The 25,645-nt window shown below is 35.6% G+C and carries 24 protein-coding genes, 1 rRNA gene and 5 pseudogenes; 15 read left to right on the forward strand and 15 right to left on the reverse strand.

What is annotated here, in order from left to right:
- Window positions 1-6: 6 nt before the first annotated feature.
- Window positions 7-750: pseudogene (locus tag AAGD95_RS02060) on the reverse strand (IS982 family transposase); the annotation flags it as partial.
- On the reverse strand, window positions 707-838 hold the full coding sequence (locus AAGD95_RS02065) for a hypothetical protein (RefSeq protein ID WP_341818450.1): 132 nt from the start codon (window positions 836-838) through the stop codon (window positions 707-709). The gene AAGD95_RS02065 and the pseudogene AAGD95_RS02060, both read right to left, overlap by 44 nt.
- Before the next feature lie 15 nt (window positions 839-853).
- On the opposite strand from AAGD95_RS02065, the pseudogene AAGD95_RS02070 reads away from it, so the two are divergent.
- Window positions 854-1,704 (forward strand): annotated as a pseudogene (locus AAGD95_RS02070) (IS982 family transposase).
- A 225-nt stretch (window positions 1,705-1,929) separates the two neighbouring features.
- On the opposite strand, the gene dapF reads toward AAGD95_RS02070, so the two are convergent.
- Both dapF and AAGD95_RS02080 read right to left on the reverse strand, forming a co-directional pair.
- Window positions 1,930-2,718 (reverse strand): diaminopimelate epimerase, encoded by a 789-nt coding sequence (gene dapF / locus AAGD95_RS02075; protein ID WP_341818705.1) that lies wholly within the window; start codon window positions 2,716-2,718, stop codon window positions 1,930-1,932.
- Window positions 2,699-3,286, reverse strand: a complete 588-nt coding sequence (locus AAGD95_RS02080) for a nitroreductase family protein (RefSeq protein WP_341818888.1) — start codon at window positions 3,284-3,286, stop codon at window positions 2,699-2,701. The genes dapF and AAGD95_RS02080 overlap by 20 nt, the downstream gene beginning before the upstream one ends.
- 85 nt (window positions 3,287-3,371) lie before the next feature.
- Here AAGD95_RS02080 and AAGD95_RS02085 point away from each other — a divergent pair, with 85 nt between their 5' ends.
- The 3 genes from AAGD95_RS02085 to AAGD95_RS02095 all read left to right on the forward strand — a co-directional run bounded on the left by AAGD95_RS02085 (window position 3,372) and on the right by AAGD95_RS02095 (window position 5,557).
- Entirely contained in the window at window positions 3,372-3,899 is a 528-nt protein-coding gene (locus AAGD95_RS02085; RefSeq protein WP_341818706.1) for a biotin transporter BioY, read from the forward strand.
- Window positions 3,896-4,306: a DUF1284 domain-containing protein gene (locus AAGD95_RS02090; RefSeq protein WP_341818707.1), complete on the forward strand. Its 411-nt coding sequence runs from the start codon at window positions 3,896-3,898 to the stop codon at window positions 4,304-4,306. The genes AAGD95_RS02085 and AAGD95_RS02090 overlap by 4 nt, the downstream gene beginning before the upstream one ends.
- Before the next feature lie 399 nt (window positions 4,307-4,705).
- The gene (locus AAGD95_RS02095; protein WP_410542088.1) at window positions 4,706-5,557 is read left to right on the forward strand and encodes an IS982 family transposase; all 852 of its coding nucleotides are present in this window, start codon (window positions 4,706-4,708) and stop codon (window positions 5,555-5,557) included.
- Between the two features lie 14 nt (window positions 5,558-5,571).
- On the opposite strand, the pseudogene AAGD95_RS06450 reads toward AAGD95_RS02095, so the two are convergent.
- The 5 genes and pseudogenes from AAGD95_RS06450 to odhB form a co-directional block, all read right to left on the reverse strand.
- Window positions 5,572-5,985, reverse strand: a pseudogene (locus AAGD95_RS06450) (transposase); the annotation flags it as partial.
- A gap of 359 nt (window positions 5,986-6,344) precedes the next feature.
- Window positions 6,345-9,005, reverse strand: a complete 2,661-nt coding sequence (gene secA, locus AAGD95_RS02105; protein ID WP_341818708.1) for a preprotein translocase subunit SecA — start codon at window positions 9,003-9,005, stop codon at window positions 6,345-6,347.
- Window positions 9,006-9,302: 297 nt separating this feature from the next.
- Window positions 9,303-10,154 carry an IS982 family transposase gene (locus AAGD95_RS02110; protein ID WP_410542088.1) on the reverse strand — a complete coding sequence of 284 codons (852 nt, stop codon included), beginning with the start codon at window positions 10,152-10,154 and terminating at the stop codon, window positions 9,303-9,305.
- A 375-nt stretch (window positions 10,155-10,529) separates the two neighbouring features.
- A complete protein-coding gene (locus AAGD95_RS02115; protein ID WP_341818709.1) occupies window positions 10,530-10,880 on the reverse strand; it encodes a hypothetical protein in 351 nt (116 codons plus the stop codon).
- Between the two features lie 137 nt (window positions 10,881-11,017).
- Entirely contained in the window at window positions 11,018-12,190 is a 1,173-nt protein-coding gene (gene odhB / locus AAGD95_RS02120; RefSeq protein WP_341818710.1) for a 2-oxoglutarate dehydrogenase complex dihydrolipoyllysine-residue succinyltransferase, read from the reverse strand.
- A gap of 262 nt (window positions 12,191-12,452) precedes the next feature.
- Between odhB and AAGD95_RS02125 the strand changes: the two genes are divergently transcribed.
- On the forward strand, window positions 12,453-13,160 hold the full coding sequence (locus AAGD95_RS02125; protein WP_341818711.1) for a pyridoxine 5'-phosphate synthase: 708 nt from the start codon (window positions 12,453-12,455) through the stop codon (window positions 13,158-13,160).
- Here AAGD95_RS02125 and AAGD95_RS02130 read toward each other — a convergent pair.
- From AAGD95_RS02130 to rplM, 3 genes are all read right to left on the reverse strand, one after another.
- On the reverse strand, window positions 13,153-13,464 hold the full coding sequence (locus tag AAGD95_RS02130; protein WP_264688310.1) for an HU family DNA-binding protein: 312 nt from the start codon (window positions 13,462-13,464) through the stop codon (window positions 13,153-13,155). The two genes, AAGD95_RS02125 and AAGD95_RS02130, sit on opposite strands and share 8 nt — an antisense overlap.
- A 146-nt stretch (window positions 13,465-13,610) precedes the next feature.
- Window positions 13,611-14,066 (reverse strand): 30S ribosomal protein S9, encoded by a 456-nt coding sequence (rpsI, locus tag AAGD95_RS02135; RefSeq protein ID WP_341818712.1) that lies wholly within the window; start codon window positions 14,064-14,066, stop codon window positions 13,611-13,613.
- A gap of 10 nt (window positions 14,067-14,076) precedes the next feature.
- Window positions 14,077-14,535: a 50S ribosomal protein L13 gene (rplM, locus tag AAGD95_RS02140; RefSeq protein WP_341818713.1), complete on the reverse strand. Its 459-nt coding sequence runs from the start codon at window positions 14,533-14,535 to the stop codon at window positions 14,077-14,079.
- 132 nt (window positions 14,536-14,667) lie between these two features.
- On the opposite strand from rplM, the gene AAGD95_RS02145 reads away from it, so the two are divergent.
- From AAGD95_RS02145 to AAGD95_RS02155, 3 genes are all read left to right on the forward strand, one after another.
- On the forward strand, window positions 14,668-15,903 hold the full coding sequence (locus AAGD95_RS02145) for a TolC family protein (RefSeq protein WP_341818714.1): 1,236 nt from the start codon (window positions 14,668-14,670) through the stop codon (window positions 15,901-15,903).
- Window positions 15,904-15,922: 19 nt separating this feature from the next.
- A complete protein-coding gene (locus AAGD95_RS02150; protein ID WP_341818715.1) occupies window positions 15,923-16,498 on the forward strand; it encodes a DUF2497 domain-containing protein in 576 nt (191 codons plus the stop codon).
- Between the two features lie 76 nt (window positions 16,499-16,574).
- Entirely contained in the window at window positions 16,575-17,189 is a 615-nt protein-coding gene (locus AAGD95_RS02155) for an RlmE family RNA methyltransferase (protein ID WP_341818716.1), read from the forward strand.
- Between the two features lie 155 nt (window positions 17,190-17,344).
- Here the strand turns inward: AAGD95_RS02155 and AAGD95_RS02160 are convergent, their stop codons facing one another.
- On the reverse strand, window positions 17,345-18,196 hold the full coding sequence (locus AAGD95_RS02160; protein WP_410542088.1) for an IS982 family transposase: 852 nt from the start codon (window positions 18,194-18,196) through the stop codon (window positions 17,345-17,347).
- 102 nt (window positions 18,197-18,298) lie between these two features.
- On the opposite strand from AAGD95_RS02160, the pseudogene AAGD95_RS02165 reads away from it, so the two are divergent.
- A pseudogene (locus AAGD95_RS02165) lies at window positions 18,299-18,514 on the forward strand (transposase); the annotation flags it as partial.
- Between the two features lie 20 nt (window positions 18,515-18,534).
- Here AAGD95_RS02165 and AAGD95_RS02170 read toward each other — a convergent pair.
- Both AAGD95_RS02170 and AAGD95_RS02175 read right to left on the reverse strand, forming a co-directional pair.
- A pseudogene (locus tag AAGD95_RS02170) lies at window positions 18,535-18,741 on the reverse strand (IS982 family transposase); the annotation flags it as partial.
- Window positions 18,742-19,206: 465 nt separating this feature from the next.
- Window positions 19,207-19,821 (reverse strand): hypothetical protein, encoded by a 615-nt coding sequence (locus AAGD95_RS02175; protein WP_341818717.1) that lies wholly within the window; start codon window positions 19,819-19,821, stop codon window positions 19,207-19,209.
- 153 nt (window positions 19,822-19,974) lie between these two features.
- On the opposite strand from AAGD95_RS02175, the gene AAGD95_RS02180 reads away from it, so the two are divergent.
- From AAGD95_RS02180 to AAGD95_RS02205, 6 genes are all read left to right on the forward strand, one after another.
- Window positions 19,975-21,478: ribosomal RNA gene (locus AAGD95_RS02180) — 16S ribosomal RNA — on the forward strand.
- A 100-nt stretch (window positions 21,479-21,578) separates the two neighbouring features.
- Complete coding sequence (sdhC, locus tag AAGD95_RS02185; RefSeq protein WP_010963112.1) at window positions 21,579-21,956, forward strand: succinate dehydrogenase, cytochrome b556 subunit; 378 nt, start codon at window positions 21,579-21,581, stop codon at window positions 21,954-21,956.
- Window positions 21,953-22,309 carry a succinate dehydrogenase, hydrophobic membrane anchor protein gene (gene sdhD / locus AAGD95_RS02190; protein ID WP_341818718.1) on the forward strand — a complete coding sequence of 119 codons (357 nt, stop codon included), beginning with the start codon at window positions 21,953-21,955 and terminating at the stop codon, window positions 22,307-22,309. The genes sdhC and sdhD overlap by 4 nt, the downstream gene beginning before the upstream one ends.
- 76 nt (window positions 22,310-22,385) lie before the next feature.
- On the forward strand, window positions 22,386-23,654 hold the full coding sequence (locus tag AAGD95_RS02195; RefSeq protein ID WP_341818719.1) for a hypothetical protein: 1,269 nt from the start codon (window positions 22,386-22,388) through the stop codon (window positions 23,652-23,654).
- A 115-nt stretch (window positions 23,655-23,769) separates the two neighbouring features.
- Complete coding sequence (locus AAGD95_RS02200) at window positions 23,770-24,741, forward strand: mannose-1-phosphate guanylyltransferase (RefSeq protein WP_341818720.1); 972 nt, start codon at window positions 23,770-23,772, stop codon at window positions 24,739-24,741.
- Window positions 24,734-25,618: an IS982 family transposase gene (locus AAGD95_RS02205; RefSeq protein WP_410542086.1), complete on the forward strand. Its 885-nt coding sequence runs from the start codon at window positions 24,734-24,736 to the stop codon at window positions 25,616-25,618. The genes AAGD95_RS02200 and AAGD95_RS02205 overlap by 8 nt, the downstream gene beginning before the upstream one ends.
- Window positions 25,619-25,645: the final 27 nt, after the last annotated feature.

Consider the following 25,645-nt stretch of genomic DNA (forward strand, 5'->3'; position numbering starts at 1 on the left):
TCTGGATTAAGGAAGGAAGAAAGTATAGGAAATAGAAGGCTTTTTGGATTTGATGGAATAGGAAATGAGAGTAGAAAAGATATGAACCAAAAAATTAACAGGGGATCTATGGCGAGTGTGTTCAATTTCTAGTCTATTTTTTAGGTAACCAAAAACAGTCTCAATGATAGACCTTTTTCTCAGTAAAATCTTCTCATTTAGCGAAATCAATGCATTTTTCATACCTTTTTTCACCTTGGTAACAAGTTTCAAACCTCGGTCAAACAGCTTCTGAAAAAGCTCTTTTGCAATATAACCTTTGTCACCAAACAAAAGGCCGGTTAATTTTTCCGTCAGATTTGGCACAGGTATCCTATCATCAACATTGCCTTTTGTTAGCGTAAGTGAATGAATTTCACCATTTTCATTGATTACCATATGTAATTTGAAACCAAAAAACCAGCCGTAAGTACTCTTGCTTAATTTTGCAATTCCAGCAAAAACTTTGTTTTTGGATATTCTTTTTGCATGACAAACTGCAATGGGAGTTGTGTCTATATATGAAATTCCAGTGTTTTCTGACTGTCCACAAAGCCAATGCAACAACATTGCTAAATGCCACAAAACCCTAGGCTTTAGAGCAACAAACCTGGTATATGAAGGCAACTTTGGAAACTCTGATTTGTAGAGCAACGTTAGGTAATGTAGATAGAAAGTTTTGAAATTTTTACACGGAGATTGTTGATATAGCAGGATTATTGTCATGATTTCGACGCGAATTCTGGATTAAAGGAGAATAGAAAAGGCAAGAAAACAGGGTAAACTCAGCAGTTATAAAAAAACAGATGAGGTTAACCATGGAAGATATAACAAACTGTTTTGTTTGGTCGATGATTTTTGCAGAGATATAGAGAAAAATTTTGCAGGTAAACTACTGCCAAATGGTAAAAAACCCACAAGAACAACGGAAATTGAGCACTCCGAAATCATGACAATAATCCTGCTATATCAACAATCTCCGTGTAAAAATTTCAAAACTTTCTATCTACATTACCTAACGTTGCTCTACAAATCAGAGTTTCCAAAGTTGCCTTCATATACCAGGTTTGTTGCTCTAAAGCCTAGGGTTTTGTGGCATTTAGCAATGTTGTTGCATTGGCTTTGTGGACAGTCAGAAAACACTGGAATTTCATATATAGACACAACTCCCATTGCAGTTTGTCATGCAAAAAGAATATCCAAAACAAAGTTTTTGCTGGAATTGCAAAATTAAGCAAGAGTACTTACGGCTGGTTTTTTGGTTTCAAATTACATATGGTAATCAATGAAAATGGTGAAATTCATTCACTTACGCTAACAAAAGGCAATGTTGATGATAGGATACCTGTGCCAAATCTGACGGAAAAATTAACCGGCCTTTTGTTTGGTGACAAAGGTTATATTGCAAAAGAGCTTTTTCAGAAGCTGTTTGACCGAGGTTTGAAACTTGTTACCAAGGTGAAAAAAGGTATGAAAAATGCATTGATTTCGCTAAATGAGAAGATTTTACTGAGAAAAAGGTCTATCATTGAGACTGTTTTTGGTTACCTAAAAAATAGACTAGAAATTGAACACACTCGCCATAGATCCCCTGTTAATTTTTTGGTTCATATCTTTTCTACTCTCATTTCCTATTCCATCAAATCCAAAAAGCCTTCTATTTCCTATACTTTCTTCCTTCCTTAATCCAGAATTCGCGTTATAAGCGCGTTTCAGCTTATATAGGTAAAAACCCAGAAATGTTGTGAAGACATAAGGTGCACATAGTGCAAAAAATTAAAAATAAGACGCCAACTACGTTGTTTTCTTGCTGTTTAATCTGCACAGATGAAGATAACTGAATACCTTCAGTACCATGATAAGGGCGCTGGCAAGGCTTGTCAAGTGGTTTTTGCATTGTGAAAACAATTATCACAAAAATCCTATATCACCGGTCATGAATACGTTATTTGCCCATTCGATTAATAACTTACCTCCTGGTAAATTTACTGAAGTCTGTTGGGCGGTCAGATATCCACGTAGTGTGGATGCAACAAGTGCTGCACAGGCTGCACTACCGCACGATGCAGTAATGCCTGTACCTCTTTCCCAAACTCTTAAAGCTATTTCTCCAGATTTTTCAACTTGTGCAATACTAACATTAATTTTCTGAGGAAATAATGCGTGATTTTCTAGCTTTGGTCCTAAATTTCGCAATGGTATTTCACTTATGTTATCAACAAAAAAAACTATGTGAGGATTGCCAATATTTACTGCAACAGGATCTTTTAGCATTTCAAGCTCTATAGGTAAGTGAAGAGTGTCACACTCAGTAGACAAGGGAATTTCATGCCATTTTAGCAAAGGTTTACCCATGTTAACCTTTATGGATTTATCACCCACTTTAAAACACTCTAAAATGCGTTTGCTTGTTAGCTCAATAATGGAGTATTCAGCACCTTTTTCTGACATTAGCAAATATCCAACGCAACGTGCTGCATTTCCGCACATTTCAGCTTTGCTACCATCAGCATTATAGATATGCATAAAGCAATCGGCTAAACTGGAGTTTGTTATCACTATGACTTGATCGCAACCGTTTTGGTTAGCAATTTTTTTATAGTTCCAATTTAAATCATTTGCTGAACGTGAGTCTATGATAACAAAATTATTGCCAGTACCGTGCATTTTGATAAAATTTTCAGAATTTTGGCCACTCATCGTAGAAAAATATTTCTTCTACTGACCTTCTTTTTTTCTCTTTGATTTCAGCACCCTCTTCTTCGTAACCAACCGCTATCACTGACATTACGTTAAAGTCATTGGGTATATTGAACTCTTTCACTATTTTATCTCTATCAAATCCACCCATTTGATGGGCCATTAAGTTCATAGCTGCAGCTTGTAACATAAGTCCATAATTCGCTGCACCAGTGTCGTGATTAGCCCAAAGATTTTCTCCTTTACCAGATTTGCGGAAATTTTTAGCACTGAAAGATATGATTAACACTTGTGCATCTTTTGCCCATTTTTGATTAGATTCATCAAGACAACTTAGCAGCTTTTCCCATGCATTTTGATTGTTCTGTTTGTTGCATATCACATATCTCCAAGGTTCATCACCAAAACATGAGGGAGTCAGCCTTACAGCTTCCATTAAAATATCCATGTCTTCCTGAGATATTGCTCTTGTAGGATCGTATGAACGTCCGCTGTGTCTTGCTTTCATCAACGATAATAGATCTTGTTTACTTATCATTTTTAATTTAATAGTGCATAAATAATTCATTGTAGCACAATATAAGCAAAATTTAAATTGCAAAACCTCTCATACACATATATTATATTTAATAAGTTATTTTTATTGGGAAGGTATGTTTATAACACAATCTAGCAGCAGATCAACACTGGCTGAAATATTGTCTTGCGTTTTACTTTTATTCTTGATGGCTCAAATAAGTATACCATTGCAGCCTGTGCCTATCACATTGCAAACTTTAGGAGTAATGCTTATTGGGCTTAAATTTAACCGCAGAACAGCATTCTATTCTGTGCTTACATATCTATCACTTGGTGCAGCAGGATTGCCTGTTCTTGCAAATTTTTCTGGTGGTTATCACGCTCTCCTTGAACCAACAGGTGGATATTTGATTGGCTGTTTAGCTGCTGTTATGGTAATGAGCAAAGTAAATGAATTACTGAACTCTAAGTATAAATCATTTGTATGTAATTCTTTAAGTTGTCTGGCTGGTACAGTTATAATCTTTATTTGTGGTGTTAGTTGGCTTGCTGTTTACTTGGGTCTAGAACAAGCAATAATGGTGGGTGTTTTACCATTTATCCTTCCTGGTTTGATAAAAATTTTTCTACTTGTAGCAGCTTTGCAATATTTGAAAAAATGATAAAATTTCGCCCTCATCATTTTATGTGCACCCTCGCGTTTCGGGGATATGGGTATTCTCAGGGTTTTGTAGAAAATTATAAAAAGATAGCAAGCAAAGTAATTAGTGATCCTAACACTCAAATCGAAGTAGTTGGTAACCTTGATAGTATCTGTAGTGCTTGTCCAAATCAGACTAAACAAGGTGAATGCACCACACAAGCTAAAGTTTTACAGCTAGATAGAAGGCATATGGAAATTTTAGGAATAAAAATTGGCGAGGCTTTAACTTGGAATGAGGCAGTAAAAAAGATTAGAGAGAAAATGTCTTTAAAGAAATTTGATTACGCATGTGAAGGGTGCAACTGGAAGCCATATGGAATATGTAAAGATGCCCTTTTAAATTGTCATTCCTACAAAGGTAGTTGACAAAATGTTAAGATAAATTGAAGCATTTTTGTGGAAATAGACTTCTTGCATCACCTCCCAAACCACAATTGTCATTCAGTAGAAACGAAAAAACTTCCTTGACAAGCTTCGCCAGCCCCCTTATCATAAAACTGAAGCTATTGTATTTGCTTTCGCCAATCTGCAGATTAAAAGGTAAGGATTACTTAATGTATCGGCGTCTTATGTTCAATTTTTTGCAGTATATAGATACTGTATGTCTTTACAAAACTTCATCTACATCTAGATTTTTATCTAAATAAGCTGAACGCGCTTATAACGCGAATTCTGGATTAAAGGAGAATAGAAAAGGCAAGAAAACAGGGTAAACTCAGCAGTTATAAAAAAACAGATGAGGTTAACCATGGAAGATATAACAAACTGTTTTGTTTGGTCGATGATTTTTGCAGAGATATAGAGAAAAATTTTGCAGGTAAGCTACTGCCAAATGGTAAAAAACCCACAAGAACAACGGAAATTGAGCACTCCGAAATCATGACAATAATCCTGCTATATCAACAATCTCCGTGTAAAAATTTCAAAACTTTCTATCTACATTACCTAACGTTGCTCTACAAATCAGAGTTTCCAAAGTTGCCTTCATATACCAGGTTTGTTGCTCTAAAGCCTAGGGTTTTGTGGCATTTAGCAATGTTGTTGCATTGGCTTTGTGGACAGTCAGAAAACACTGGAATTTCATATATAGACACAACTCCCATTGCAGTTTGTCATGCAAAAAGAATATCCAAAAACAAAGTTTTTGCTGGAATTGCAAAATTAAGCAAGAGTACTTACGGCTGGTTTTTTGGTTTCAAATTACATATGGTAATCAATGAAAATGGTGAAATTCATTCACTTACGCTAACAAAAGGCAATGTTGATGATAGGATACCTGTGCCAAATCTGACGGAAAAATTAACCGGCCTTTTGTTTGGTGACAAAGGTTATATTGCAAAAGAGCTTTTTCAGAAGCTGTTTGACCGAGGTTTGAAACTTGTTACCAAGGTGAAAAAAGGTATGAAAAATGCATTGATTTCGCTAAATGAGAAGATTTTACTGAGAAAAAGGTCTATCATTGAGACTGTTTTTGGTTACCTAAAAAATAGACTAGAAATTGAACACACTCGCCATAGATCCCCTGTTAATTTTTTGGTTCATATCTTTTCTACTCTCATTTCCTATTCCATCAAATCCAAAAAGCCTTCTATTTCCTATACTTTCTTCCTTCCTTAATCCAGAATTCGCGTGTAAGTACTCTTGCTTAATTTTGCAATTCCAGCAAAAACTTTGTTTTTGGATATTCTTTTTGCATGACAAACTGCAATGGGAGTTGTGTCTATATATGAAATTCCAGTGTTTTCTGACTGTCCACAAAGCCAATGCAACAACATTGCTAAATGCCACAAAACCCTAGGCTTTAGAGCAACAAACCTGGTATATGAAGGCAACTTTGGAAACTCTGATTTGTAGAGCAACGTTAGGTAATGTAGATAGAAAGTTTTGAAATTTTTACACGGAGATTGTTGATATAGCAGGATTATTGTCATGATTTCGGAGTGCTCAATTTCCGTTGTTCTTGTGGGTTTTTTACCATTTGGCAGTAGTTTACCTGCAAAATTTTTCTCTATATCTCTGCAAAAATCATCGACCAAACAAAACAGTTTGTTATATCTTCCATGGTTAACCTCATCTGTTTTTTTATAACTGCTGAGTTTACCCTGTTTTCTTGCCTTTTCTATTCTCCTTTAATCCAGAATTCGCGTTGGTAGTGTTGCTCCAATAGTTAAAGTAAATTCTTTATCGTCTTTATCAACTACGATGAATTCTTTACTGATGATAGGAGTGACAGCACCAGTACTGCCAATTGTAGCTGCAATTGGAATAGCTATTGCATTGGATAAAATTAAAAGACTAATGAAGTCATCAGAGAAAGAGCCTTCTCGACTAACAGAAGAGGAGTTACAGAATTTATCGAACGAGTTAAAAGAGATTAGCTGTAATAAAGTACGTAAGACCACAGCTAATTCACCACAGTAACCGCGCCGTGGCAGTGTTTGTACTTCTTCCCAGAATTACAAGGGCACTTATCGTTTCTTGAGACTTTGGGAAGTCTGCTATTTCTAGCAGAATGTAACCTATTGCCTATCTCTTGGTTGTCTGCCAACTTAAAGTGTGCTAGGCGGTGAATGGTAAGCTCTTTCCACTTTTCAAGCATTGACTCAAACATCAAGAAAGCTTCGCGTTTAAATTCATTCAGTGGATCTTTCTGCCCCATGGCACGTAAGCTTATGCTCTGTCTTAAGCTTTCTAAAGTTGAAAGGTGTTCCCTCCATAAATGATCAAGTGTCATTATCATCATTTGCTTCACGATCGTATTCCACAAATCTGTAGTGTGCTGACTGTTGAAATATTTTTCTTTCTCAGTAAAAAATTCTTGTATCTTATCATTTATATAATTCAAAGCTTCTTGTTTGTTTAAAAACTTTGCTAAATCTTCTTTATCAAGTGTTATTCCATACCTTGTATGAAATTCTTTGGCTATATCTTCAATATAATCCTCATAATAGCTACTTTGGATTATACCTTCTACTACGCTCTCATTTACTTCGCTATACACTTCAAACAAATCATTGATTTCATTGCCTAAGATATTGTTTCTCTGCTTAAAAATAACTTTACGTTGGTTATTGATTACGTCATCAAACTTAAGCAAAGACTTCCGCACATCATAATTTCTAGCTTCAACTTTCTTTTGCGCTTTCTTGAGTGCCTTATTGATCCATGGATGATGAATAGCTTCGTTATTCTTTAACCCTACTTTTTGTAAAAAGCTTCTCATTCTATCAGAACCAAATATTCTCATTAGGTCATCTTCGAGCGATAAAAAGAACTTAGAAAGACCAGGATCACCCTGACGGCCAGAACGGCCGCGTAATTGATCATCTATTCTCCTGCTTTCATGTCTTTCGGTTCCAACCACACATAAACCACCAGCTTTTATAGCAATTTCCTTATCTTTTTTTACTCTTTCGACTATTTCTTGGTATTTTTTTTCTCTTTCATCAGCATTTTTTATCTTCTTTAGCTCTACCTTTGCGATCATTTCAGCGTTTCCACCGAGTTGAATATCAGTTCCACGTCCTGCCATGTTAGTTGCTATGGTGACACTGCCTGGTACTCCAGCTTGCGCTATTATGTACGCCTCTTGTTCATGATAACGAGCATTCAATACTGAATGCTTAAGAGAATGGCTTTGCAAAAGCGCAGAAAGCTTCTCAGAGTTTTCGATGCTTACCGTGCCAACAAGGACCGGTTGAAGGCGTTTGTGGCATTCTTCTATAAACTTCAACACAGCATTAAACTTTTCCTTTTCTGTACCGTAAATTTCATCATCAATATCAACTCTTTTTACAGGTACATTGGTTGGAATTTTTACTACATTTAGTCTGTATATATCATGAAACTCTTCTGCCTCTGTTGCTGCTGTTCCAGTCATTCCAGAAAGTTTATTGTACATACGAAAGTAATTCTGAAATGTGACCGATGCTAAAGTTTGGTTTTCATGCTGAATTTCAAGATTCTCCTTCGCTTCAAGTGCCTGATGAAGACCATCGGAATATCTCCTGCCCTCCGTCATACGCCCAGTAAATTCATCAATAATCACTACCTTTCCATCTTTCACTATATAATCTTTATCAGCAGTGAACAGCTTATGTGCACGTAATGCTTGGTCTATATAATGAGTCATTATCATGCTGTCAGTATCATAGAGCGAGGAATTTTCAGGAATGAGATTGTATGACCTTAGTAGTTCCTCCACTCGTGAAATACCATCTTCAGTCAAGAATACCGTTCTACCTTTTTCATCTACTTCATAATCAGAGTCAACTAATTTGGTTACTATTTTATTGATATGCTTATATATCTGATTGTTTTCCTCAACCGGGCCAGAAATAATAAGCGGAGTGCGAGCTTCATCAATGAGTATTGAGTCCACTTCATCAACTATTCCGTAGTGAAAGCCTCTCTGAACCATGTCTTCTTGAGAAAATTTCATATTGTCTCGCAGGTAATCAAAGGCAAGCTCGTTATTTGTGGAATACACGATATCTGCACTGTAAGCCTCTTTCCTCTCTTCGTCTGTCAAGTTATTCGTAATAAACGCAACAGAAACCCCAAGAGAATTATATAATTTGCTCATCCACTCTGTGTCTCGTTTTGCAAGATAGTCGTTAACAGTTACGACATGTACGCCTTTCCCTTCTAAGGAATTTAGATATGCTGCTAAAGTTGCAACGAGTGTCTTTCCCTCTCCTGTTTTCATTTCTGATATCATGCCATTGTGGAGCACCATTCCACCAATCAGTTGAACATCAAAGTGCCTCATGTTAAGAAACCTTCGAGAGGCTTCACGCACAACTGCAAATGCAGGTACGAGAAGATCATTTAACGTTTTCCCATTTTTCAATTCTTGTTTGAATTCTTCAGTTTTACCAGCAAGCTCCTCATCAGATAAGCTCTGCATTTCTGTTTCTAATGCATTTATTTGCTGAACAATTTTCCTAAAGGATTTTATTATCTTCTTATTGGTTGACCCAAATATCTTTCTTATAAAAAAGAATGACAACGTAAAAATGAAAAATATAAGAATGGCTGTCAAAATTAGCGGAGAATCTAGCATAAACTTAAGTAAAGTCTTATTTAATATGAGATTATATTACTAAATGCAGCCTGCGGCAATGATATATAATAGCAAAGGAGTGCACAGAGCACTCCTTAGTGCTTAGTTAAATATGCTGCTCTGTCTTTCTTGATTTTGCGTACTAACTCCGTTCATGTCAGTATTAGGTTCAGAAGCTTTCATTTCATTCAACTTATGAAACGAATCAAGAAATTTCACTCCTCCTATAATTCCTAAACACAGTGCTATCAATGCTCCTGCAGTAGCTAATAAAGCCGGTATAACGCGAATTCTGGATTAAGGAAGGAAGAAAGTATAGGAAATAGAAGGCTTTTTGGATTTGATGGAATAGGAAATGAGAGTAGAAAAGATATGAACCAAAAAATTAACAGGGGATCTATGGCGAGTGTGTTCAATTTCTAGTCTATTTTTTAGGTAACCAAAAACAGTCTCAATGATAGACCTTTTTCTCAGTAAAATCTTCTCATTTAGCGAAATCAATGCATTTTTCATACCTTTTTTCACCTTGGTAACAAGTTTCAAACCTCGGTCAAACAGCTTCTGAAAAAGCTCTTTTGCAATATAACCTTTGTCACCAAACAAAAGGCCGGTTAATTTTTCCGTCAGATTTGGCACAGGTATCCTATCATCAACATTGCCTTTTGTTAGCGTAAGTGAATGAATTTCACCATTTTCATTGATTACCATATGTAATTTGAAACCAAAAAACCAGCCGTAAGTACTCTTGCTTAATTTTGCAATTCCAGCAAAAACTTTGTTTTTGGATATTCTTTTTGCATGACAAACTGCAATGGGAGTTGTGTCTATATATGAAATTCCAGTGTTTTCTGACTGTCCACAAAGCCAATGCAACAACATTGCTAAATGCCACAAAACCCTAGGCTTTAGAGCAACAAACCTGGTATATGAAGGCAACTTTGGAAACTCTGATTTGTAGAGCAACGTTAGGTAATGTAGATAGAAAGTTTTGAAATTTTTACACGGAGATTGTTGATATAGCAGGATTATTGTCATGATTTCGGAGTGCTCAATTTCCGTTGTTCTTGTGGGTTTTTTACCATTTGGCAGTAGTTTACCTGCAAAATTTTTCTCTATATCTCTGCAAAAATCATCGACCAAACAAAACAGTTTGTTATATCTTCCATGGTTAACCTCATCTGTTTTTTTATAACTGCTGAGTTTACCCTGTTTTCTTGCCTTTTCTATTCTCCTTTAATCCAGAATTCGCGTTTATAGCACACGATAAATGTAATTGTCTTTTCCTAATTGTATTTATTACTTCTTTACATTGCCCTTTATCAATTTTCTCAGTTAGTTTACCTAGCTCCTTTTCAGTAAATCTATATTTAAATGGACCAGATTTAAGAATTGAGCAAGCAATGTTAGGATGCTTGCTGAAAAGATAAATCCATTTATCAGTACTACTACTTACGATATCTTCACCAAGATCTCCTGCCGTATTACTTAAGATTAATCCCTCAATACCATTCCTCCGAGATTTTTCTAGGATACTCTTAATAGCCTGATCATTTTTTTTCCTATAGCATAATAAAAAGGTAAACCAGTATTGTGCTTTAACAAAGAAGTTAGTTGGTCAGTCGCTCTCAATCCAAGAACTTGTTCAAGAATACCATTTTCTTCAGCTATTTGTAGAATATCTTCAATAGCCTGATCATTGTGTTCACATATAGCATAAGTAAGTAACGTATAAGTTACTGGCACACACGTCTTACTATTTACTTCATGTGTATAATTTAAAAGAATGTCTTGTATTTCTTGTCTACTCCTATCTTTTAATATACTCGCAACACCTCTCTCATTATGTATTGCATTTATTAAGTTACTACCCAACATACCTATATCCTAATATTATTATATACACTTTAGTAAAATTCGTCAACTTTTGAAACCTTCTCCTTGTTCAGTGATCCCAGTGTACACGACCTACTGATAGCCGCTCTACCAACTGAGCTATGGGATCATGTTTAAAATTATACTTCCAAAACCAACCTATTTGGATCTTCTATATAATTTTTTATTTTAACGAGGAAAGTCACTGCTCCTTTGCCATCCACTATTCTGTGGTCGTAAGAGAGGGCAATGTACATCATAGGTCTGATTTCAATTGAGTTGCCCACGGCAACTGGCCTATTTTGTATTGAATGCATTCCAAGTATTCCAGATTGAGGAGGGTTTATTATGGGAGTAGAAAGAAGCGAACCGTATACTCCGCCGTTTGAGATGGTAAATGTTGCACCTTCCATTTCTGATACTTGTAATTTACCCTCGCGAGCTTTTTTGCCAAGAGCAACTAAAGTCAACTCGATTTCTGCAAATGACATCTGATCAGCACTCCGAATAACAGGTACAACAAGGCCTTTGTCAGTGCCAACAGCAACACCTATGTCATAGTAATGTTTATATATGATTTCATCGCCTGAGATTTCAGCATTAATTTCAGGAATTTCTTTCAGTGCTTGCACCGCTGCCTTTATAAAAAACGACATAAAACCAAGTTTTATTCCATATTTTTTTTCAAAGGCGTCCTTATATTTTGCTCTTAGATCCATGACATTTTTCATGTCGATTTCATTGAACGTGGTCAGTATTGCGGCAGTATTTTGCGATGCTTTCAAACGAGCGGCAATTACTTGCCTTATTTTGCTCATTTTTACTCGTTCTTCTCTTCGCTCTCCACTCACTACACTTTTTGGCAATTCATATTGTTTTATTGCAGGCTGTTCTGCTTTGTTCATGTGGCCTATCACATCTGCTTTTGTTACTCTGCCTCCCATGCCAGTTCCTTTGACACTTTCTGCATTAATTGCATTTTCTTCCATAATTTTACGAGCTGATGGAGCATCTTTTTTAGCAGAACTTTCGCTTTTATCTTCTTTTCTCGCTTCCTCTTTTACTTCTCCCACGGAAAGCTTCGCTAATAATTGATCAGGACTTATCACATCATCTTCCTTTACAAGAAATTCAGTTATTTGCCCCGAAGTTTCTGCAGTTAATTCGAGTGCTGTTTTGTCAGTTTCAATTTCAAAAATCAGATCATCTACTTTTACTGCCTCGCCAATATTTTTCTTTATTTTTACTATACCTTCCGTAACTGACTCACCACCAAGAGTTTTTGGCGCTCTGATTTCTATAATTTTGCTCATAAAACAACTTCCGTATAAAACTTTCTATAGATTTATACATGAAAAGAGACATGTAATAAACTAATAAATTCATTGAGGCTCTTATCATTTAGAAGTGACAAACGGATAACATACTCCCAAATGTCATTCCAGCGCGTGACGCTAGGCCATCTTGACAAATTTCGCCAGCCCCTTCTCTCGGCTATGGTATTGCTAATCAAACAATGACTATGCAAATGACCTAATAACATGTATAATCCATAAATAATTTTTGAGGTAGATTGTGAAACTAGGTGTTAATATCGATCACGTTGCAACCCTCCGCAACGCACGCGGAACTTCCTACCCAGATCCATTGAAAGCAGCAGAAATAGCCATTGACGCTGGAGCAGACTTTATTACTGTACACTTACGAGAAGATAGAAGGCATATTAGAGATGAAGATATATTTAACCTAAAAAAAAGCATTAGCACTGAGCTAAATCTTGAAATTGCAGCCACGGAAGAAATGCTTGAAATAGCAAAAAAGGTAAAACCCTATTCGATTAGTATAGTACCAGAAAAAAGAGAAGAATTAACAACCGAAGGTGGCCTGGATATCGTGAATATGCACAGTAAACTTTCTAATATAATAGAGAAAATGCATAGCTCTAGCATAAAAGTCTCACTGTTTATCGATCCAAATATTAATCAACTAAAATATCTTGAGAAGCTAGAGATAAAACCTGACATAATAGAAATTCACACAGGGGATTATTGTGATAATCCATCAGAGAAAAAGTTACAGTTAATTACTAATGCTGCAGAGTACGTCAATAAATTAGGAATAGAATGCCACGCAGGACATGGCATAACCTATAAACACGCTAAGAAGATGACAAGAATACCTCACATCTCAGCTCTTAACATAGGCCACTATTTAATTAGCGAAGCTGTATTTTATGGCTTACACAGCGTAGTAAAAACAATGAAAATGATAATGTCTAACTAACTGCTGCTTTTTCCTTCTCATTTAAAATACTTAAAAGAGTTTGGCTTGCTTTAAATTTTACCCTTGTCTTTTCAGGAACAGTCATGATCTCACCATTTTGGGGGTTACGACATTGTTTCTCCTGACTTATAGCAGTAGAAAATGTTCCTATTCCATGCAAACGTATTTCACCTTTTCCATGCAGCTCATCCTTTATTATTTTAATAAACGCATCATGAATCTTGCTCAAATCAGATTTTGTTATATCTATATTCTGACCAGAACAATCTTCCTTTAATTGTTTTATTATATCTTCTTTACTCATAAATTACCTTAATATTGAAAAAATCACACAAATAGCATATTATGTTGACACCGATAGTCAACTAAATTCATCACAAAAATAGAGGATATCATACACTTTTGCAAATATTTGTATAATACTTACAAAAAAACACCACTATGAAATAACTATCTCTTAGAAAATTGACACTTTTTCCGAGCTTTATGTTGACCATATTTCTTACGTTCAACAACACGTGAATCTCTAGTTAAGAACTCACCATTACGTAATATAGAATGCAAATCTTGGCTTACGCTACTTAAAGCTCTGCTTATTCCATGAGCTAGAGCATCTGCTTGACCAGATAGCCCTCCACCTTTTACAGTTGCAAATACGTCATATTTGTCTAACGTAGAAGTTGCTATAAATGGCATTTTCACTATTTGGCACACCGACTCTCTTTTAAAATAAGAAATTAGATCGCCTTTTTTATTAACACTAAATTTTCCACTTCCTGGCTTTATCCATACTCTTGCTACAGATTCTTTTCTTCGGCCTGTAGCATATAAACGACCAAGCGAATCAACTGCTGATTTAATTGTCTCTTCTGACCAATCATTGTTATTTATTGTAGAACTCTTCATTTTTACTCCATTACTTTTTATTTTTACGATTCAAAGAGGCAAAATCTATCTTTTTAGGTTGCTGCCCTTGATGCTTATGCTCTGAACCAGAATAAACATACAAATTTTCAAAGCGTCTACGTGCCATAGGGCCATCATCAAGCATCCTTTTCACTGCCATTTCTATTACACGCTCAGGAAATTTGCCATTTAAAATGTTATCTGGAGTAGTTTCTTTCAAACCACCAGAATAACCTGTATGCTTATAGTAAATTTTATCTTTCAGTTTCTTCCCGGTAAAATGCACCTTTTCTGCGTTGATAATAATTACATTATCGCCACAATCCATATGAGGTGTATACTCAGGTTTATGCTTTCCACGTAATAGTGTCGCTACAAATGCTGCAAGCCTTCCTACCACTAATCCTTCTGCATCTATGACAAACCATTTTTTGTCGATTTGTTTCTCTTTTAAGAAAAAAGTTTTCATTGTAATTTAACTAAACAATAGTAAGCTACTATATACTTAATTTCTCAATAGTGTCAACAATATTAGTTATTGATTATTAAAGTAATTTATGTTAGTAATTGAGCTGCGCAACCAATATGCATAGGAAGTAGAATGTTTCGATTGATTATCACACTTGCGATCATTTTTAGTACTATAAGTTGCTATGCAACCGATGTGGGAGAAGTTATAAGCAAAGCCATCAAAAATAGCTCAAAAATAAAGTCTCAATTTTACCAATATAAAAGCGCAGAAAAACACTATAAATCCTCTGGGTTAGCTGGATTTTTACCTGACATTAGTTTGCAGTACAATTTTGATAGTAATTTTAATCTTTATAATCAACCTAATTTATCTGGAAAACGCCTGATATTAAGCCAAAAGATAATAGATGGCGGCGGCACCTTTGCCACATTTAGTCGATCAAGTCATCTTCTCAAAGCAGAAAAAATACGATTTCAGCAATCAAAACAAGAGCTTGCACTTAATGCTGTGAAAGCATATGTTAGTGTTTTACAAAAGACAGAAATATTAAAGCTCAGAGAACATAAAGAACGCGTTTCTTTGGAACATTTGTCAGCTATGAAAAAACGCTTTTCTCTTGGAGAGGTAACCAATGCTGAAGTTTTGTTAGCAAAAGCAAAATTTTCGTCTTCTATATCCGAAAGAGTTGATGCTGAAGGTAAATTAAAGTTGGCAAATATTGCTTATTATCATTTGATTGGCGAAGATGCTGATGACCTTTCTGAAGCTAATGATAAACTACCTTCTGTCCCAGAGCTAAATGAATGTTTACAATTAGCAAAAACCAATAATTTATCTCTAAAAGCAGCAGTTTATCAAAAAAGAGCAGCCGGAATGGAAGTGATCGCTGAAAGCTCCAAGTGGCTTCCTTCTTTAAATCTAAGCGCAAGCAAAAATTTTGGGAATAATGGTACACAGTTAAACAATCTATTAGAAGATGTTCATGTAGTTTTTACTCTTGATGTTCCAATCTTTAAAAGAGGAGTTAATGCTTTTGGTGTCAGTAAAGCTAAAATGGATGCAAAAAAATCTACCTATGATTATTATGAAACGGTAAAAAATATAGAACAAGCAGTTGTAAATGCTTGGAATAATGTGCTGACAGCAAAGGCCATTATCAAAGCAAGTCAAGAAGCGGAAAGAGCAGCAGCTCTAGCATTGGAAGGAGTTGAGCAAGAGGTAAACTTAAATTTAAAGAGTACATCTGACCTTTTGGACACTGAAGATGCATTATTTAAAGCACGTTCAGACTTAGTTGAAGCAAAAAGCAATTATGTAACGAGTGTTTATCATTTGCTTTTTATGATAAATAGTATAAATCTCTAAATTTAATGGTATTAGCACTATGTATGATGAACAAGGCAATCAATCTGTAAAAGATATCCTAGAAGATATAAAAAAAGCTATATCGGGTAAAAACGCAAGTAACGATAAAGCAGAAATAAAGGATGAAAATGATGATGTGCTATACCTTGAGGAAGAGTATCCAGAAGACATGGAAGAAGATGGCAAAAAAGAAAATAGTGAAAAAGAGGACATTGATAATGATGACCAAAGTGAGGAAATGGCTTGCAACAATAACCAATTTAATGGCCATAGCTACAATTCAGAAGAAAAAAAAGATATTTATTTGTACGATGATATCCAAATGAGTAATAACAAAGCGAGTAATAGCGGCTTACAAGCGCAAAATAACGATCATCTAATTTTAAAAGAGAATATGGAAGAGATCAAAGCGTTGCTTGGAAAAATGCAAAACGAATTGCAGCATAAACAACAAAAAAGAGCCAACCTTACTGTTGAAGAATTAGTTACATCTCTTTTAAAACCTCAGCTCTCAGAATGGCTAAATAAATATCTACATGCACTGGTAAAAGAAGTAGTTGAAAAAGAGCTCAAAGATATAATCAATAATAAGTAGGGTATTAGCAATAAAAATTAGAGTAAAGACGGCAAGGGGTAGAAAATTATCTTCAACAAGGTGGCTACATCGTCATTTGAATGATCAGTATGTGCGAAAAACTAGCAAGGATGGTTATAGGTCACGCTCAGCATATAAGCTGGTAGAAATGGATAATAAATTTAAATTATTCCAAGAAGGGCAAAAAATTATTGATCTTGGTGCTTCTCCTGGTGGATGGTCACAAGTTGCATCTCAGAAAGGTGCAAATGTAGTTGCTCTTGACGTAAAACCAATGAATGCAATTAATGGAGTAGAGTTTATACAATGCGATATTATCAATGAGCTTGAAATTTTAAGAGAAAAATTCAAGGATCAAAAATTTGATGTAATTTTATCTGACATAGCTCCCGAATCTTGTGGTTTAAAATCGTTGGATCATATCAGAATTATGCTTTTATGCGAAGCAGCGCTCAATTTTGCAAAGCATTTCTTGAGCCATGGTGGCACGTTTGTAGTAAAAATTTTCCAAGGGGAATCTGATAAAGATTTTTGTAACGAGCTAAAAAAAATGTTTAAAACAGTAAAATACTTTAAACCAAAGTCAAGTAGATCTGAATCTACAGAAATGTATTTGGTAAGTTTAGCCTTTATTGGCAGGAGAGTAGACCGGCAGAACTTCCCCACCAGTCCCTTGCAAAACTGTACATAAATCTCTCGATTTATACAGCTTCCATTATTCAGCCTTTTGACCTAACCCTAGTGTCCAGTGATAGAAAATATTCGTAGACCTCTTTCTCACCTTTCCTAGAAATTTTCTTGCTAGTCTTCCGTAACTCTTGAGTCTCTTATAACGCGAATTCTGGATTAAGGAAGGAAGAAAGTATAGGAAATAGAAGGCTTTTTGGATTTGATGGAATAGGAAATGAGAGTAGAAAAGATATGAACCAAAAAATTAACAGGGGATCTATGGCGAGTGTGTTCAATTTCTAGTCTATTTTTTAGGTAACCAAAAACAGTCTCAATGATAGACCTTTTTCTCAGTAAAATCTTCTCATTTAGCGAAATCAATGCATTTTTCATACCTTTTTTCACCTTGGTAACAAGTTTCAAACCTCGGTCAAACAGCTTCTGAAAAAGCTCTTTTGCAATATAACCTTTGTCACCAAACAAAAGGCCGGTTAATTTTTCCGTCAGATTTGGCACAGGTATCCTATCATCAACATTGCCTTTTGTTAGCGTAAGTGAATGAATTTCACCATTTTCATTGATTACCATATGTAATTTGAAACCAAAAAACCAGCCGTAAGTACTCTTGCTTAATTTTGCAATTCCAGCAAAAACTTTGTTTTTGGATATTCTTTTTGCATGACAAACTGCAATGGGAGTTGTGTCTATATATGAAATTCCAGTGTTTTCTGACTGTCCACAAAGCCAATGCAACAACATTGCTAAATGCCACAAAACCCTAGGCTTTAGAGCAACAAACCTGGTATATGAAGGCAACTTTGGAAACTCTGATTTGTAGAGCAACGTTAGGTAATGTAGATAGAAAGTTTTGAAATTTTTACACGGAGATTGTTGATATAGCAGGATTATTGTCATGATTTCGGAGTGCTCAATTTCCGTTGTTCTTGTGGGTTTTTTACCATTTGGCAGTAGTTTACCTGCAAAATTTTTCTCTATATCTCTGCAAAAATCATCGACCAAACAAAACAGTTTGTTATATCTTCCATGGTTAACCTCATCTGTTTTTTTATAACTGCTGAGTTTACCCTGTTTTCTTGCCTTTTCTATTCTCCTTTAATCCAGAATTCGCGTATGAAAAATGCATTGATTTCGCTAAATGAGAAGATTTTACTGAGAAAAAGGTCTATCATTGAGACTGTTTTTGGTTACCTAAAAAATAGACTAGAAATTGAACACACTCGCCATAGATCCCCTGTTAATTTTTTGGTTCATATCTTTTCTACTCTCATTTCCTATTCCATCAAATCCAAAAAGCCTTCTATTTCCTATACTTTCTTCCTTCCTTAATCCAGAATTCGCGTTTAGAGCAACGTTAGGTAATGTAGATAGAAAGTTTTGAAATTTTTACACGGAGATTGTTGATATAGCAGGATTATTGTCATGATTTCGGAGTGCTCAATTTCCGTTGTTCTTGTGGGTTTTTTACCATTTGGCAGTAGTTTACCTGCAAAATTTTTCTCTATATCTCTGCAAAAATCATCGACCAAACAAAACAGTTTTGTTATATCTTCCATGGTTAACCTCATCTATTAATCCAGAATTCGCGTTTTCAAGTATGGCGTTTTTTTTATTCTAAACGCTTAATAACCGCGATTCAGCTGCTTTTAAACCGCAACTAATCTAAATTATAAACGTTAAGAAATTTACTAAACAGAAAAAAAAGGCAAAAGAAACCCTAGGGTAGCTAGTTATTCACTATCCATTTTTTAAGTTGGCGTTTTTTGATGTTTTAAATGCTTTATAAGCGTATTTCAGCTTGTGTAGGTAAAAACCCAGAAATTTGATAAAGACATAAGGTGCACATAGTGCAAAAAATTAAACATGAGACGCCAAATACGTTGAGTTTTTTTGTCATTTAATCTGTACAGAGAAGATAAATAAATAGCTTCAGTTTCATGATAAGGGGGCTGGCGAAGCTTGTCAAGCAAGTTTTTCGTTTCTCAACACGCTGCCAAAAGCTATGCAAAAAGTCTAATGAGTTAACTCCCATATATCCTGAGTAGCTCTTGTGCATTAGCTTTGATTAGGATAGGGCATTTTCTGTCATTTAATAGGGAACGCAATATTTCAGTTGCACCTTTAATGTCGTTATTATGTATCTTTACTACAGCGATAGCTTCTTGGCTTGAATAAGGATACACTGTGCTTGATTCTAAATTATCAATTTTATCTTTATTTATTTTCTCACCGTTGGAGTGAAGTAAGCTCATTACTTCTAAGTATTGTGCTAACTCACGCAAAACATTAGGAGCATCTTTATTATCTGCCAAATCATTATAAATAGATGCTGTGTCTGTTGGCATTGAATCTGAGATATGATTGAATGCGCGTTCAAAATTTGCTAAATACTCCCAATTTGAATCTATTTCTTCTAGCAGCGGCTTATTATCTTTTTTAAAGAATAATACTTCGTAAAACTTGTCACCCGCAGTTATAGATTGTTTTGTGTTATCAATGTTGCGCAATAAGTATAATGTGATGCCAATTAACATTGGTGCGAGTGCAAGCAGAAAGATGTGTTTTTTCATGGTAGTATTCCAAATAGTTATATATTTATACATTAATGCTTTTGATTTGCAAAAACATATTGACATAGTGATTATATCACATAATAATATTCTCAAAGTTGTTTGAATAGTTGGAGATTAAAATATTTCTAAAGTAGAAATAAAGACAGCAGTATTAAGCTAAATTATTTTTTATCGGATTTATCCGATGTACCCTCAACCTTTTATAGGTTGAAGTCTAAATTTGAGAGTTTGATCCTGGCTCAGAATGAACGCTGGCGGCAGGCCTAACACATGCAAGTCGAACGGAGTTATATTGTAGCTTGCTATGATATAACTTAGTGGCAGACGGGTGAGTAATGTATAGGAATCTACCTAGTAGTACGGAATAATTGTTGGAAACGGCAACTAATACCGTATACGCCCTACGGGGGAAAAATTTATTGCTATTAGATGAGCCTATATTAGATTAGCTAGTTGGTGGAGTAATAGCCTACCAAGGCAATGATCTATAGCTGATCTGAGAGGATGATCAGCCACACTGGAACTGAGATACGGTCCAGACTCCTACGGGAGGCAGCAGTGGGGAATATTGGACAATGGGCGAAAGCCTGATCCAGCCATGCTGCATGAGTGAAGAAGGCCTTTGGGTTGTAAAGCTCTTTTAGTGAGGAAGATAATGACGGTACTCACAGAAGAAGTCCTGGCTAACTCCGTGCCAGCAGCCGCGGTAATACGGAGAGGGCTAGCGTTATTCGGAATCATTGGGCGTAAAGGGCGCGTAGGCGGATTAGTAAGTTAAAAGTGAAATCCCAAGGCTCAACCTTGGAATTGCTTTTAAAACTGCTAGTCTAGAGATTGAAAGAGGATAGAGGAATTCCTAGTGTAGAGGTGAAATTCGTAAATATTAGGAGGAACACCAGTGGCGAAGGCGTCTATCTGGTTCAAATCTGACGCTGATGCGCGAAGGCGTGGGGAGCAAACAGGATTAGATACCCTGGTAGTCCACGCTGTAAACGATGAATGTTAAATATGGGAAGTTTACTTTCTGTATTACAGCTAACGCGTTAAACATTCCGCCTGGGGACTACGGTCGCAAGATTAAAACTCAAAGGAATTGACGGGGACCCGCACAAGCGGTGGAGTATGTGGTTTAATTCGATGCAACGCGAAAAACCTTACCACTCCTTGACATGGAAATTATACCTATTCGAAGGGATAGGGTCGGTTCGGCCGGGTTTCACACAGGTGTTGCATGGCTGTCGTCAGCTCGTGTCGTGAGATGTTGGGTTAAGTCCCGCAACGAGCGCAACCCTCATCCTTAGTTACCATCAGGTAATGCTGGGGACTTTAAGGAAACTGCCAGTGATAAACTGGAGGAAGGTGGGGATGATGTCAAGTCATCATGGCCCTTATGGAGTGGGCTACACACGTGCTACAATGGTGGCTACAATGGGCTGCAAAGTCGCGAGGCTAAGCCAATCCCTTAAAAGCCATCTCAGTTCGAATTGTACTCTGCAACTCGAGTGCATGAAGTTGGAATCGCTAGTAATCGTGGATCAGCACGCCACGGTGAATACGTTCTCGGGTCTTGTACACACTGCCCGTCACGCCATGGGAATTGGTTTCACTCGAAGCTAACGACCTAACCGCAAGGAGGGAGTTATTTAAAGTGGGATCGGTGACTGGGGTGAAGTCGTAACAAGGTAGCAGTAGGGGAATCTGCAGCTGGATTACCTCCTTAGGCTTTGCACATAACTTACCATTTTTAATGATGGTGTTGTTATGTGCTATACTGCTGTCTTTACTTCTACTTTATTTTAATTTCCCGATAACGGAATTTTATGAGTGATAGACCTCTTTCTCCACATTTACAAATATATAAAGTACAAGTTACTAGTTTTTTCTCTATTATGCACAGATTGACTGGTATCTTGCTATTCCTTTTATTAATGATACTTTCTTGGTATTTCATATTACATGTTTACTTTCCTGAGTTACTTATAGTAAGGTACTTAAATGCATTATTATTCACTCCTGTTGCTAAATTAGCTTATGTCTTATGTTTTATAAGTTTTGTATACCATTTTCTTAATGGTATTCGTCATTTATTGTGGGATGTTGGGCTTAATTTAGAAATTACTGGCGTTTCAAGGAGTGCTATACTGCTGACAGTAACGCTACTTCTTTCTACTATGGCTTTTTTATTTATGTTTATATGAGTCAATCTGGAAATTCAGTACATCATTGGTGGGTCCAGCGTGTTTCTGCGGTAATTTTACTATTCCTGTTTCCTTGGTTTATCTATTCATTTTCTTGCGCATTTTATACTGATAGCTCTTTGTCTTTTAGTGAAAAATTTATTAATCACCCTTTAGAGCTTTTATTTTTTGTTGTATTGTTGTTTTGCATTTTTTGTCACGCAGTTCTTGGAATGCAGGTAGTGTGTGAAGATTATATACACAGCGTATCTCTAAGGATTTTTACAATTACATGCATAAAGTACTTATCAAGCATTACTTATATAGTCCTTGCTTTTACAATCTTTATCTTCTACAGGCATATTTTCTTGTAAAATCACCGGTTCTGTGTTAACATATTATTAACATACTCATTTTATTATTAAGTTATAGTGATTCTGGTTTAACAATATGCTTGCAAGTCTTACGCTAGGAGTAAGGAGCCTATTTACTTCATCTGAGCCTAGCACAACTTATGTAAAAGACCTTAGAAAGGTAATTACGTATGATAGAAGGAAATGTCAGTACCCAAAAAATTACGATGAAATTGTAAAATCTGGGAAAATTATAGAAGCTAAGAATAGCAAGGATGAGACTATATATAAACTTTTATATGGCGAGGAAGACAAAGATGGAAGACAACCAAGTTTTGATTTAGCTCCTGTTGAAAGAACTGGAAGTAAAGAGAAAAGTGTAAAATTTCACTACTTCACTATTAACTTTTTAGTTGCCCCAGATAAAGATGCACGCGAGTTTCGCAGTAGCAATCGTAGTTATTATAGTAAATATTATAAACCATTTGGGTTTTTAAAAATCGATCTTGAAAAACATATTCCAATTTTTGAAGCTGAAAAAACTAAGGATTCTCAATATCCGTTTGAATTAACTAACTCTTCTGTGCTAACTAAAGAGGTAAAAAATAAAGAAGGTAAAGTTCAGGAAGTTGTTGATGAAAAAGGAAGAAATGGAAAATTACTATACACTAGTGATTACAAGAAGCTAAGCACCCATTTTTCAGAAATTAGAGATCAGAATAATAACTTGGAGCTAGATAAAAGTCTTATATCTGTTCCTATTATTTTCGTTGCAAGCTTGGCTAAAGTTTGTACTAAATTGTTGACTTCTCTTCCTATAAAGTTAGGGGAGCATTTAATAAGCAAACAAAACCCAATTGCAAAGTCTTTTGGCTATCTTTTGTTCACCCCTGCGATGGCAGTGAAGAATTCAGTAAATATGGTAGCTACAATACTTAAGGCTCCAATTTTATTGTTTGTAGCAAATGAGAAAAAATATGGTGATGCTTACTTTACTATGTGGAAACACCAATTGAAAGGATGTTGGGAAGAAGCAAAAAGTGACTTTAATGTTATTAAAGGTGGAGAAAGAGAAGCAGAACAAAAAGAAAAGCGCCCTAATCTCGATACAATTATGGGTACGTGGGATGAGCTTGACGCTAGAAGGCCAGGTATTGAAAAAGGCTTGGAGAAGCCGTCAAATAAAAGTAGTGAAAGTATAGATAAATCTAGAGAACCAGGTGTTGGAAAAAGCTTAAATAATGAAAGCATAGCTGAGTCTAGAAAAAAGGCTATTGCTCAGGAGAAATTGAGCAACCATGCTGATAAAGTACTAAGCAAACGAAATTCATTGCAAGATGAAAGAATTCAATCATCTTCTCGCTAGTTAGCCATTACTCTGCTGAATATCTACTCTCTATCTTAACTATTCCACAACAAAAACTTGCATGCATTTTGCCCTCGGTATAAGATATTAATTAAATAATTAATATCTTAACTAAATGCGTCCTGTAATATTGTGTGGTGGTAGTGGCAGTAGACTTTGGCCTTTATCTAAGCCAAAGCAATTTCAGAAAATATTTAGTCAGAACACTATGTTTCACAACACTTTGTTGAGGCTAAAAAGTAGTTATATGCCACCCATAATTACCACAAATATACAGTACGAGTCGTTAGTGAAGAAGGAGTTGCATGCGCTGCAAGAATATAAAGTGATTTTCGAACCAGTGAAAATTGGAACAGCAGCGGCAATATTAATTGCTGCACTTCTCTGCAATGAAAACGAGACAATGTTAATTCTGCCTTCAGATCATTTCATAGGCGATTTAAATAATTTTTATGCTTCTATTGAGAAAGCGTCTAAGTCAGCCTCTGAAACTAACTCTATAGTAACTTTTGGGGTTAAGCCTCATGAATTCAATTCTGAATACGGCTATATAAATGCAGTATATGATCAGAAAGAAAAATGTCATATAGTGAAAGATTTTACAGAAAAACCCGAGCGTAAGTTAAGTAACGATCATTATTGGAACTCTGGAATATTTGTATTTAAAGCAAAACGCTACATAGATGAGATCAAAAAATCTGCCCCGAATCTTTACAATTCATGTTTTGCAAGTGTGAAACATTTCACACCGCAAGAGAGATTTCTATATTTAAAACAACGAGATTTTGCAGGAATTGAAGGCATATCTATTGATTACTTGGTAATGGAAAAAGCAAAAAACGTTGCAATGATAGAAGCTAATTTCGATTGGTTGGATGTTGGAACTTGGAATTCAGTTTTAGAATTGAGTGAGAAGTTTAGTAAAGAACCGGCATCATTTCAGCAAGTAACCAGAAAAAAAGAACCAGTGTCAGTTACTTGGGTGGCAGAAAGTAATGCAAAGAATTTATTAAGTGGAGCTTGTAAGCAACTAAACAAAAGCCTAATTTCATTTATTCATAAACGCGAATTCTGGATTAATAGATGAGGTTAACCATGGAAGATATAACAAACTGTTTTGTTTGGTCGATGATTTTTGCAGAGATATAGAGAAAAATTTTGCAGGTAAACTACTGCCAAATGGTAAAAAACCCACAAGAACAACGGAAATTGAGCACTCCGAAATCATGACAATAATCCTGCTATATCAACAATCTCCGTGTAAAAATTTCAAAACTTTCTATCTACATTACCTAACGTTGCTCTACAAATCAGAGTTTCCAAAGTTGCCTTCATATACCAGGTTTGTTGCTCTAAAGCCTAGGGTTTTGTGGCATTTAGCAATGTTGTTGCATTGGCTTTGTGGACAGTCAGAAAACACTGGAATTTCATATATAGACACAACTCCCATTGCAGTTTGTCATGCAAAAAGAATATCCAAAAACAAAGTTTTTGCTGGAATTGCAAAATTAAGCAAGAGTACTTACGGCTGGTTTTTTGGTTTCAAATTACATATGGTAATCAATGAAAATGGTGAAATTCATTCACTTACGCTAACAAAAGGCAATGTTGATGATAGGATACCTGTGCCAAATCTGACGGAAAAATTAACCGGCCTTTTGTTTGGTGACAAAGGTTATATTGCAAAAGAGCTTTTTCAGAAGCTGTTTGACCGAGGTTTGAAACTTGTTACCAAGGTGAAAAAAGGTATGAAAAATGCATTGATTTCGCTAAATGAGAAGATTTTACTGAGAAAAAGGTCTATCATTGAGACTGTTTTTGGTTACCTAAAAAATAGACTAGAAATTGAACACACTCGCCATAGATCCCCTGTTAATTTTTTGGTTCATATCTTTTCTACTCTCATTTCCTATTCCATCAAATCCAAAAAGCCTTCTATTTCCTATACTTTCTTCCTTCCTTAATCCAGAATTCGCGTTAGAGCTTGAAAA

Origin of the sequence: Wolbachia endosymbiont (group B) of Ennomos erosarius, from assembly GCF_964026905.1 — a bacterium.
Lineage (GTDB): Bacteria > Pseudomonadota > Alphaproteobacteria > Rickettsiales > Anaplasmataceae > Wolbachia.